Genomic DNA, 10,539 nt, shown 5'->3' with positions numbered 1-10,539 from the left:
TCAGGGTGTTGTCCGGCAGCAGCTGCACCGTGGCGCGGGCCCCGGCCGGCAGGTGGGCGGGCAGTTGCTCCAGGGTCAGGTGCAGGCGCAGGCGCTGGGCATCCCGCACCCAGCGATCGGACTCGACAGGGTTCGCAAGCTGGCCGTTGGCGTCAAACTGGCCGGCGCTGACCCCGGCATCCAGGCTGGCGACGCGGGCCGGATAGAGGCGACCGGGCTCGCCGTCGAAGGCGACGAGGGCCTGACTGCCGGCGCTGACGTGGCGCAGGCTCTTCTCGCGAAAATCGGCGATCACGTCCACCTGCTCGGAGACCAGGGCCAGCAGAGGGGAGCCCGCATTGGCCACGCTGCCAGGCTTGAGCTGCAGGTTGGTGATGATGCCGTCCTGGCTCGCATGAACCCGGCTGTAGGCGAGGTTGAGCTCGGCCTGGGCGAGGCGGTTGCGGGCCTGGCGCAGCAGCAGGTTGTCTTCCCCTGGCAAGCCGCGGTTGACGCGGGCCTGCTCTACCCGGGCCTGGCTGCCGAGCAGGTTGGCACGGGCGGTACGGGCGGCGCTGTCGGCGTCATCTTTCTGTTGTTCAGAGACCATGTGACGGCGGTAGAGGGCGTCGATGCGCGCCGCTTCCCGCTGTTTCTGGTCGGCCTGGGTGCGCAGCGAGCTGTACTCCGCCTCGTAGGCGGTCAGGGTTGCGTCCAGCTGGCGGTTCTGCTGCCTGGCCTGATCCAGGGCGAGCCTGGCCTGATCCACGGCGAGCTGGAAGGGTTCCGGGTCGAGGGCGAACAGCAGATCCCCCTGCTTGACGTGCTGGTTGTTGGCGACGGCGACTTCGACCACCTTGCCGCTGACCTGGGGGGCCATCCGGGTGACGACCCGGGTGGCCATGGCCTGGGGGGTCAGGGGCATCTTGATGTCGGCCAGCAGAAAGTAGCCAAACACCAGGACGAAGCAGACGATGGCCCACTTTATCCAGCGCTTGAATTGTTGATCCGGTGTCATCTTATTCTCTCTCTTCATGCTGTGCGGCTATCTTGCCGAGGGCGTTGGCGGAGATGCGGTGCACAATGTCTTCAAACTGGGCCAGCTCCTGCTGGCTGATGCCGGTGAGCAGCTCCCGGCGCACGGCGATGATACGGCCCTCGATCTGATCGAGCAGCGCCTTGCCCGCCGGGGTCAGGGTGACGATGCGGGCCCGCTTGTCCTGGCTGCAGCAGTGGCGCTCGATCAGCCCCTGCTCCTCGAGCTGACCCAGGGTCCGCATCAGAGAGGGGAGCTCTATCTCCAGGGCCTCGGCCAGGGTCTTCTGGCTGAGGTGGCCGCCGAGGCGGCTGAGTTTCCACAGGGCGGTCCAGCGGGGATGGGTGAGCCCCAGAGGTGCCAGCTCGAGATCGGCCACGGTGCGCCAGAGCCGGTGCAGTCGCCCCAGCTGCTCGGCGAGGGAGAGTTCTCGCAACATCTCCAGATCCTTTTTCATGACGGGCACCTCAATTACTTAGCTTGCGAAGCATTATATTTATTTCGCAGGCTAAGTAAATAGTGTGATACAGCTCACGTTCAGGTTTTTTGCCCGGGCCGTGGTGTTTAAGTTTTTATATGGCTTTGCGGGCCAGCTAACCGACAACGGCCGGGGGAGGCGCTAGAGTGGCCACCTTTGAGGTGCGCCAGGCTGGCCATTGACCCGGCCGGGGGACACCCTCACCCTGGGCTTTCCTGTCCGCTGCAAGGTTGAACGATGAAACTGCGCCACCAGCTAGTCACCCTCTCGCTTGGCTTGTCACTGCTGCTGATCCTGATCCTGGGCTGTCTGCTCGCCCTCTTCATGCGCCATCTGCTGGAGAACAACCTGAAGGAGAAGGGGAGCGATCTGGCCCGGGTGCTGGCGGCGGACAGCCGGGTGGTCCAGGCCCTGGAGAAGGGGAGCGATCCCGGGCTGCGGGATTATGTGCAGGGGATCTGCAGCCGAACCGACGCCGCCTACATGGTGGTGACCGACGAACATGCCAGGCGCCTGAGCCACCCCTCCCCCGAGCTGGTGGGCCAGACCTTCCGGGGGGAGGACATCTGGCCTGCGCTCCAGTCGCGCGAGAGCTACTGCTCCCGGGACGTGGGCACCCTGGGTCCCGCCATCCGCTGCTTCGCTCCCGTGGTGGGGCCCGATGGCCAGGCCATCGGTGCGGTGGCGGTGGGTTATCTGATGCGCACCGTGGAGGGCACCTATCAGGAGCGGATCGCCCTGCTGGTCGGCGCCATCGCGGCGGTGCTGGGGTGCGGCCTGCTGCTGGCGCTCTGGGTGCAGCACCTGCTGCGCCGCACCCTGCTGGATCTGGAGCCGGAAACCATCGCCAATCGCTTCGCCCAGCAGGATCTGGTGCTGGAGGGGATCTCGGAGGGGATAGTGGCCCTGGACAACCAGCACAGGATCACCATGCTCAACAGCGCCGCCTTCTATCAGTTGCGACTGCCCGGCACCGGGCGCCACGCCCTGCTGGGCCGCTCCCTGGCGGAGCTGGCCCCCGGCCTCGTGCCCACGTTGCAGCAAGGGGGGGCGGTCAGGTTCACCGTGCAGGGGGATGACTTCGTCGGCCACTGGCAGGAGCTCAGCGGTCGCGAGCCGGGGCGCATGCTTATCTTCAGCCGGCCAGACGGCACCGGCAGCCTGGGCATGCAGGTGACCCACCTGCGCCAGTACGGCGAGATGCTGCGCATCCAGACCCATGAATTCGCCAACAAGCTCAGCAGCCTCTCCGGCCTGCTCCAGCTCGGCCACGTGGATCGGGCGGTAGACCTCATCCAGCAGGAGAACGAAGCCTGCCAGAACATGTTGCAGGATCTGCTGCGGGTCATCGAGAACAAGCCTGTGGCCGGGCTCATCCTCGGCAAGTTCAGCCGGGCGCGGGAGCTGGGGGTGGAGCTGGTGCTGGATGCGGGGTCGGCCCTCGGGGAGTATCCGGCCGAGGTGTCGGCGGATCTCATCACCTGCATCGGCAACCTGCTGGACAACGGCATTCGCGCCGCCTGGGGGAACCGCGAGCACGCCGCGCCCAGGGTGCTGCTCTCCCTCGATGATCTGGGGCGGCGGCTGGTGATCGAGGTGGAGGACAGTGGCGAGGGGGTGGACGAGGCGCTGGCGGATCACCTGTTCGACTACGGTGTCAGCCGCCAGACCGGGGATCACGGGGTCGGCCTCTTCCTGGTCAAGAAGACGGTGGCCAGGCGGGGGGGCGTGATAGAATGGCGCCGCACCGCCGAGCAGACGACCCTGTTCGGTATCTATTTGAATAAAAACCAATTGGTGTAAGTCATGAAGCCAATCTTCACGCTGATTATCGAGGATGACGAGCGGATAGGTGCCATGTTGGGGGAGCTGGTCTCCTCCACGGCCGGGTTCTCCCTGATGGGGCGGGCCGGCACCCTGGCCGAGGCGGATCGCCTGATGGTGGGGAGCGAGCCCCGCTTGCTGATGGTCGACATCTCCCTGCCCGATGGCTCGGGCCTGGAGTGGGTGAGCCGGCTGCGCAGCCACAACCGGGAGGTGATGGTGATGATGGTGACCGCCTCCTGCGACGTGGAGACCATACAGCAGGCCCTCAACCTGGGCGTGCAGGACTACGTCATCAAGCCGCTGCGGCTGTTTCGCATCCAGCAGAGCCTGGAGGAGATCCTGGTCCTCCATCGCCGCCTGTGCGAGCCGGGGGAGTTGGCCCAGAGCGACCTGGACCGCCTGATGGGCAAGGCGCGCAACCAGGGTCGGGAGGCGCGGGAAACCCCCAAGGGGATCGACGCCATCACCCTGCGCCAGGTGCTGGATCTGCTGGCGGGGGAGCCGGACAACACCTTCTCCACCGACACCGTGGCCCTGCGCCTCTCCCTGAGTCGCACCACGGCCCGCCGTTACCTGGAGTTTCTGGAGTCAGAAGATCGGCTGGACGTGGAGCTCAACTACGGCCAGCGTGGCCGCCCGGAGCGGCGCTACCACTGGCGCCGGGAGTCGTGACCCCGTCGCGGGCACAACGCCGAAGAGGCCGCGCACACCATGCTGCGCAGGCCGCGCAGATAAAAGGGAGCCTTTGAGCTCCCTTTTGTTTCGCCCCGATGCGACCCGGCCCCCTCTATCTGGGGTCGCCCGAGAAGGGGTGCAGGGCGGTGCGGGCGCGCTCGAACAGGGCGATGAGGTGATCCGCCACGGCCCGCACCCGCCGGGAGTGGGCGAGATCGCTGTGGAGCACCAGCCAGATGGGCTGATCCACCCCGAGCTCCGGCAGCAGGCAGACCAGATCCGTCTGGCGGGCCAGGTAGTGGGGCAGCACCGCGAGCCCCAGACCGGCCTGGGCGGCGGCGAGCTGGGCCGCCAGGGTGCCGGTCTCCACCCGGCAGGGGCGGCCGCGCAGCATGCGGGTCATCCATCTGGCGGCGGGCAGGTGGCTCTGGGTTTCGTTCCAGCCGATGAAGTCATCCTGATCGAAGCTGGCGGCATCCACCCCGGGGCTGCGGGCATCCAGGTAGGCGCCGGTCCCGTAGAGGCCAAAGCCCAGGGTGCCCAGGCGCCGCAGGGTGAGGTGGCCAGCATCGGGCTTGACCATGCGCACCGCGAGATCGGCATCGCGCCGGTGCAGGTTCACCGTCTGCACCCCGGTGACCAGCTCCACCCTCAGCTCGGGGTGCTGGGCAAAGAGCGTCGGCAGGGAGGGGATGATAAGGGGATTGGCCAGGTTCTCGGCGGTGGCGAGGCGCACTGTGCCGGCCACCTGTCCCTGCAACTGCCCCGCCTCGCCAAAGGCCAGGGCCGCATGTTCCAGCGCCTCGGCTCGCTCAAGCAGGGCCTCCCCGTCGTCGGTCAGGCGATAGCCCTGCTGGTGGCGGCTGAACAGGGGCAGGCCGAGGGCCGCCTCCAGCCTGTCCAGGCGCCGGGAGACGGTGGCCACCCCCATGCGAAGGGCGTGGGCGGCACCGCTCAGGGTGCCGCTGCGGGCGATGGCCAGGAAGACGCGGGCGTCGTCCCAGAGCAGGGGATCGTGCATGGTTTTTCCATAATCGGAAGATAGGTTGCCAGTTATCTCTATATCTCATTCATTTTCGGAAGGCCATACTCCCCTGCAACTTGTCAGGGAGAAAATGCGATGCAACGACGAACACTGGGAGCCAACCTGCAGGTCTCTGCCCTGGGGCTGGGCTGCATGGGGATGAGCGAATTCTACGGGCCGCGGGACGATGAGACGTCCTTGCGGGTGCTGGCGGAGGCGGTGGAGCGGGGCATCGACCTGCTCGACACCGCCGACATGTACGGCCCCCACCACAACGAGGCGCTGATCGGGCGTTTTCTCGCGGCCCGGCGGGGGCAGGTGAAGGTCGCCACCAAGTTTGGCATCGTGCGCCAGCACGGGGAGTACAGGCGTACCCTCGACAACAGTGCCCGCTATGCGCGCCAGAGCTGCGAGGGCTCCCTTCGCCGCCTCGGCATCGAGCAGATCGATCTCTACTATGTGCACCGCCTCGATCCGGCCCATCCCGTCGAGGAGACCATGGCCGGGCTGGCGCAGCTGGTGCAGGAGGGCAAGATAGCCCGCATCGGTCTGTGCGAGGTGAGCGAGGCCACCCTGAGGCGCGCCCATGCCGTGCACCCGGTGGCGGCGGTACAGACCGAATACTCCCTCTGGACGCGGGAGGTGGAGGCGGCGGTGCTGCCCGCCTGCCGGGAGCTGGGGATTGGTCTGGTGGCCTACTCCCCCCTGGGGCGCGGGTTTCTGACCGGGCGCTACCAGCAGGAGGCGGTGTTCGAGGAGGGGGATTTTCGGGCCGGTCTACCGCGGTTTCAGGGGGAGAACCTCGCCACCAACCGCACCCTGGTGCAGGCGGTCATGGCCCTGGCGCAGCAGAAGGGATGCTCGGCGGCGCAGATAGCCCTGGCCTGGCTGCTGGCGCAATGGGAGGGGATAGTGCCCATCCCCGGCACCCGGCGCCTGACCCACCTTGAGGATAACCTCGGCGCCCTCTCGGTGCGCCTCTCCCCTGCAGAGCTAGGGGCCCTGGGACAGGCCATCCGGACCCTGCCGGTGGCGGGGGAGCGCTATACCGCCGAGGGGATGAAGGGGGTGAACGCATGAGCGGCTCGCACTCAGCCCGCCCCGGGTTGGCCTGCTCGCTCCGTTGAGGGCACCACCTGGGCGAGAAAATGACAAAGGGAGCCGAGGCTCCCTTCTTTCATGGTGCTGGCCGGCTCAAGCCCCTTCCGGCAGAGGACGGCGTACCCTCGGCTTGAGCTGGGAGAGCATGACCCCGGTCAGGATGAGGCCGCCCCCCAGCAGGTGATAGCCGTGGATGGGCTCCCCCAGGGTGATGACGGCGATGAGGGCCGTGCACAGGGGCATCAGGTTCATGAAGACCGAGGTGCGCTCCGCCCCCAGGGTGGCGAGGCCGCGCATCCAGCAGTAGGCGGCGAAGATGGAGGAGGCGAGGCCGGCGAACAGCACCATGCTCCAGCCCTGGGCGGGAATGGCCAGGGAGTCGGCAGAGAGGGCCACGGGGATGAGCAGCAGCACTGCCAGCAGGATCTGCAGGTAGAGGTTGAGCCAGGGGCCGAACGGCAGTTGCCAGCGGCGGATCAAGAGGCCATAGAGGGCATAGCTGGCCGCCCCCAGCAGCATCATGCCATCGCCCGGGTTGATGCCGCTGTGCAGCAGTGCCAGGGGATTGCCCTGACCCAGCAGCCAGAGCACCCCGAACAGGGAGAGGCTCATGCCGAGCAGCGCCTGCTTGCCCGGCTTCTGGCCAAAGCAGCAGGCCCCGATGAGCAGGGTGAGCAGGGGCAGCAGGGAGCCGATGACCCCCATGTTGGTGGCCGAGGTGCTGTGGGCGGCGTAGTAGGCGAGGCACTGGTAGAGCACCATGCCGAGCAGGGAGAGCACCAGCAGCTTGCCGAGCCAGGGGCGGATGTCGGCCCGGCGGCGCCAGAGCTGCGGCAGGCAGAAGGGGGAGAGCGCGAGGGCGGCGATCACCCAGCGATAGAAGGAGATGGCGGCGGGATCCAGCACGCCGGCGGCGGCCTTGGAGACCACGGTATTGGCGGCCCAGATCAGGATGGCGAGCAGGGGGAAGAGAAAAGGCATAGGCACTCCTTGGTACGATGGGGAGAGTCTAGCCTTGTCTTGAACGAGGTAAGTAGCGTAAATAAGACATGTCATAACCGCTTTGGGACAATCTGCATGGGCACCCTCACCCTGGCCGAGCAGGATCGCCTGCTGGCCGACCCCAACCCCCTCTACTTTCGCTACAGCCAGATCCAGGGGGGCAACGCCTGTGCCGAGCACGCCCACCCCTGGGGTCAGCTCAGCCTCATCAGCCTGGGGGTCATGGTGGTGGAGGTGGGGGGAGAGCGGCTGGTGGCACCTCCGGACTACCTCATCTGGGTGCCGGCGGACCTGCCCCACACCGCCTTCAACGAGCAGACCCTGGATTACACCTCCATCTACGTGAGCCACGCCCTGGCGCCGCGCCTGCCACGGGAACCCCAGCTGCTGGCGCTCACCCCCTTGCTGCGGGCCCTGCTGGAGGACTTCACCCAGCGCCGGGTCGGGCACATGGAGGATGAGTGGGATGCCCGTCAGGGTGAGCTCTTCATCGAGAAGCTGGCCCGCACCCGTTGCCAGCCGAGCTACCTGCCCCAGAGCCGGGATCGCCTGCTGGCTCCCTTGCTGGCGGCATTGCAGGCGGCGCCGGAGGACAACCGCACGCTGGTGGAGTGGGCCAGGGCGCTGCACACCACGGAGCGCACCCTGGCGCGGCGCTGCCAGAAGGAGCTTGGCATGAGCCTCGGCCAGTGGCGCACCCGGCTGCGGCTGGTGAAGGCGCTGGACTGGCTGCGGGGCGAGATGCCGGTGCAGGAGATCGCCTGGCGCCTCGGTTACGCCTCCACCTCGGCTTTCATCGCCATGTTCCAGCGGGAACAGGGCTGCGCCCCCCAGCGCTATCGCCAGCAACTGGGCCAACCCGTGGCCTGAACCGCATGAAAAAGGGCGCCCGCAGGCGCCCTTGTGGATCAGGGGATGGGCTTAGAAGAAGCCGAGGGGGTTGATGTCGTGGCTCACCAGCAGGTTCTTGGTGTTCTGGTAGTGGTCCAGCATCATCTTGTGGGTCTCGCGACCGATCCCCGACTTCTTGTAGCCGCCAAAGGCCGCATGGGCCGGGTAGGCGTGGTAGCAGTTGACCCAGACCCGGCCGGCCTGGATGCCGCGCCCCATGCGCCAGGCCAGGTTGCTGTCCCGGGTCCACAGGCCGGCCCCCAGCCCGTACTGGGTGTCGTTGGCAATGGCCAGGGCATCCGCCTCGTCCTTGAAGGTGGTGACCCCGAGCGCCGGCCCGAAGATCTCCTCCTGGAACACCCGCATCTTGTTCTGGCCCGAGAAGATGGTGGGCTGGATGTAGAAGCCCCCCTCCAGCCCGCTCACCTTGGCCGGGCCGCCGCCCAGCAGCATCTTGGCCCCTTCGCCGCGGCCGATCTCCATGTAGCTCAGGATCTTGTCGAACTGCTCGCGGGACGCCTGGGCCCCCACTTGGGTCGTGGTGTCGAGGGGGTTGCCCTGCACGATGGTGCGGGCGCGGGCCAGCACCTTGTCCATGAAGTCGTCATAGATGCTGGCCTGCACCAGGGCGCGGGAGGGGCAGGTACACACCTCGCCCTGGTTGAAGAAGGTCATCAGCATCCCTTCCACCGCCTTGTCGATGTAGCTGCTCTCATGCTGCATCACGTCGGCGAAGTAGATGTTGGGGGACTTGCCACCGAGCTCCACGGTGGAGGGGATCAGCTTGTCGGCGGCGCAGCGCAGGATATGGGCGCCCACCTCGGTGGAGCCGGTAAACGCCAGCTTCTGGATCCGGTTGCTGGTGGCGAGCGCCTGGCCCGCCTCGGCGCCGAAGCCGTTGACCACGTTGACTACGCCAGGGGGCAGGATGTCCTTGATGAGATCCATCATCAGCATGATGGTGACCGGGGTCTGCTCGGCGGGCTTGAGCACGCTGCAGCAGCCGGCCGCCAGTACCGGGGCCAGCTTCCAGGCGGCCATCAGCAGGGGGAAGTTCCACGGGATGATCTGGCCGACCACCCCGATGGGCTCCTTGAAGTGGTAGCTGACGGTATTCTGGTCCAGCTCGGCGGCGGAGCCCTCCTGGGCGCGGATGCAGCCGGCAAAGTAGCGGAAGTGATCCACCACCAGGGGCAGGTCGGCGGCCAGGGTCTCGCGCACCGCCTTGCCGTTCTCCCAGGTCTCGGCGACGGCAAGCCGCTCAATGTTCTGTTCGATGCGATCGGCGATGCGCAGCAGCAGGTTGCTGCGCTCGGTGACGCTGGTCTTGCTCCAGCTGGCGAACGCCTTGTGGGCCGCGTCCAGGGCGAGCTCGATGTCGGCGGCGTCGGAGCGGGCCACCTCGCAGAACACCCGGCCATCCACCGGCGAGATGTTCTCGAAATAGCGGCCGGCGCGCGGCGCCACCCAGTCGCCACCGATGAAGTTGTCATAACGGGATTTGAAGCTGACCAGGGCACCTGCCTGACCGGGAGCGGTATAAATCATCTCATCATCCTTATGTGTGTGTGGTCCTGACCGGCCTGGCGGGCAGTCCGGTTGCTTCCTGTCATCGCAAGGGGCGTGCCAGCGGGCGGCGCTCTACACAAAAAGGTTGCAAAAACGTTATCAAGCGGGGTGCCAAGGGGTATCTTGGTTAACCAGTGCCCCCCAGGGCGGCCCCCGAACTGTGCCGTTTCTGAACATCGGGTGTGACACTGTGCCGTTTGTGAACAGGAGACGTGATGAAGGCGCTTCCCCAAGGCGGCCCTATTCGCGAGTGTGTAGAAGGAGGTGTGATGAGCGAGTTGCCTCAATCCGGTGCCAGCCCAATCCAGCGCTCCTGGGAGCGCTGCCTGCATCAGGGGCTGAGCCGCCAGCAGAGCGCCGAGCTGGACTTGCTGCCCCAGGGGGAGCTGTCGGCTCGCCAGGAGCAGCACAGGACGCTCATCGCCTGCTTCCAGCGCTTCGTGCTGCCGCTCTTTGGCCAGTTGCTGGCGGGCAGACCCTGTCGTCTGCTGCTGTGTGACGGCGAGGGGGCCATCCTCGCGGTGAGCGGAGACGACCGGTTTGCCCGCCATGCCGAGCGCATTTTTTTGCGCAGCGGCGCCCGCTGGGGGGAGGCTAGCAAGGGCACCAACGCCATCGGCACCGCGCTGGCCGAGCAGAGCGAGGTGCAGGTGCTGGGGGCGCAGCACTTCTTCGCCCAGCACAGCTTTCTCAGTTGCAGCGCCTGCCCCCTGCTCGGGCCGGACGGGCAACTGCTCGGCGTGCTCGACATCTCCACCGATGCGGCCCACCACGGCGGCGACATGCTGGGCACCGTGCGCCTCCTGGCCATGACCTTGGAAAACGCCCTGCTGGCCCGCCAGCCGGGCTGGCTGGTGGATCTCGATCCCCAGAGCCTCTGGTCTGCCCGCCTGCTGCTGGGGGAAGGGGGCGAGCTGCTCGGGGCCAACCGGGCCGGTCGGCTCTGGCTCGGCCAGC

Annotated in this window: 10 protein-coding genes; 5 read left to right on the top strand and 5 right to left on the bottom strand. The window is 67.1% G+C overall.

Features of this window, described 5'->3' with window-relative positions; genetic code table 11:
• The coding region (locus AACR77_RS15635) for an HlyD family secretion protein (RefSeq protein WP_042882679.1) at positions 1 to 997 on the bottom strand (997 nt) is incomplete at its 3' end.
• A gap of 1 nt (position 998) precedes the next feature.
• Positions 999 to 1,472: a transcriptional regulator SlyA gene (gene slyA / locus AACR77_RS15630; protein WP_010673459.1), complete on the bottom strand. Its 474-nt coding sequence runs from the start codon at positions 1,470 to 1,472 to the stop codon at positions 999 to 1,001.
• 258 nt (positions 1,473 to 1,730) lie between these two features.
• Between slyA and AACR77_RS15625 the strand changes: the two genes are divergently transcribed.
• Positions 1,731 to 3,296 (top strand): ATP-binding protein, encoded by a 1,566-nt coding sequence (locus AACR77_RS15625; protein ID WP_042882677.1) that lies wholly within the window; start codon positions 1,731 to 1,733, stop codon positions 3,294 to 3,296.
• Positions 3,297 to 3,299: 3 nt separating this feature from the next.
• Positions 3,300 to 3,992, top strand: a complete 693-nt coding sequence (locus AACR77_RS15620) for a response regulator (RefSeq protein ID WP_042882676.1) — start codon at positions 3,300 to 3,302, stop codon at positions 3,990 to 3,992.
• A gap of 115 nt (positions 3,993 to 4,107) precedes the next feature.
• Here the strand turns inward: AACR77_RS15620 and AACR77_RS15615 are convergent, their stop codons facing one another.
• Entirely contained in the window at positions 4,108 to 5,016 is a 909-nt protein-coding gene (locus tag AACR77_RS15615) for a LysR family transcriptional regulator (RefSeq protein WP_042882675.1), read from the bottom strand.
• 99 nt (positions 5,017 to 5,115) lie between these two features.
• On the opposite strand from AACR77_RS15615, the gene AACR77_RS15610 reads away from it, so the two are divergent.
• Positions 5,116 to 6,099: an aldo/keto reductase gene (locus tag AACR77_RS15610; protein WP_042882674.1), complete on the top strand. Its 984-nt coding sequence runs from the start codon at positions 5,116 to 5,118 to the stop codon at positions 6,097 to 6,099.
• 114 nt (positions 6,100 to 6,213) lie between these two features.
• Here the strand turns inward: AACR77_RS15610 and AACR77_RS15605 are convergent, their stop codons facing one another.
• Positions 6,214 to 7,101 carry a DMT family transporter gene (locus AACR77_RS15605; protein WP_010673465.1) on the bottom strand — a complete coding sequence of 296 codons (888 nt, stop codon included), beginning with the start codon at positions 7,099 to 7,101 and terminating at the stop codon, positions 6,214 to 6,216.
• A 96-nt stretch (positions 7,102 to 7,197) separates the two neighbouring features.
• Between AACR77_RS15605 and AACR77_RS15600 the strand changes: the two genes are divergently transcribed.
• A complete protein-coding gene (locus AACR77_RS15600) occupies positions 7,198 to 7,992 on the top strand; it encodes an AraC family transcriptional regulator (protein ID WP_010673466.1) in 795 nt (264 codons plus the stop codon).
• Between the two features lie 51 nt (positions 7,993 to 8,043).
• Here the strand turns inward: AACR77_RS15600 and exaC are convergent, their stop codons facing one another.
• On the bottom strand, positions 8,044 to 9,561 hold the full coding sequence (gene exaC / locus AACR77_RS15595; protein WP_042882672.1) for an acetaldehyde dehydrogenase ExaC: 1,518 nt from the start codon (positions 9,559 to 9,561) through the stop codon (positions 8,044 to 8,046).
• A gap of 290 nt (positions 9,562 to 9,851) precedes the next feature.
• Here exaC and AACR77_RS15590 point away from each other — a divergent pair.
• The coding region (locus AACR77_RS15590; protein WP_231563262.1) for a GAF domain-containing protein at positions 9,852 to 10,539 on the top strand (688 nt) is incomplete at its 3' end.

Origin of the sequence: Aeromonas sp. ZOR0002 (assembly GCF_963866995.1) — a bacterium.
GTDB classification, from domain to species: Bacteria; Pseudomonadota; Gammaproteobacteria; order Enterobacterales; family Aeromonadaceae; genus Aeromonas; species Aeromonas caviae.
Note: the sequence above shows the minus strand (reverse complement) of the source record. Positions and strands in the feature narration are given on the sequence as shown.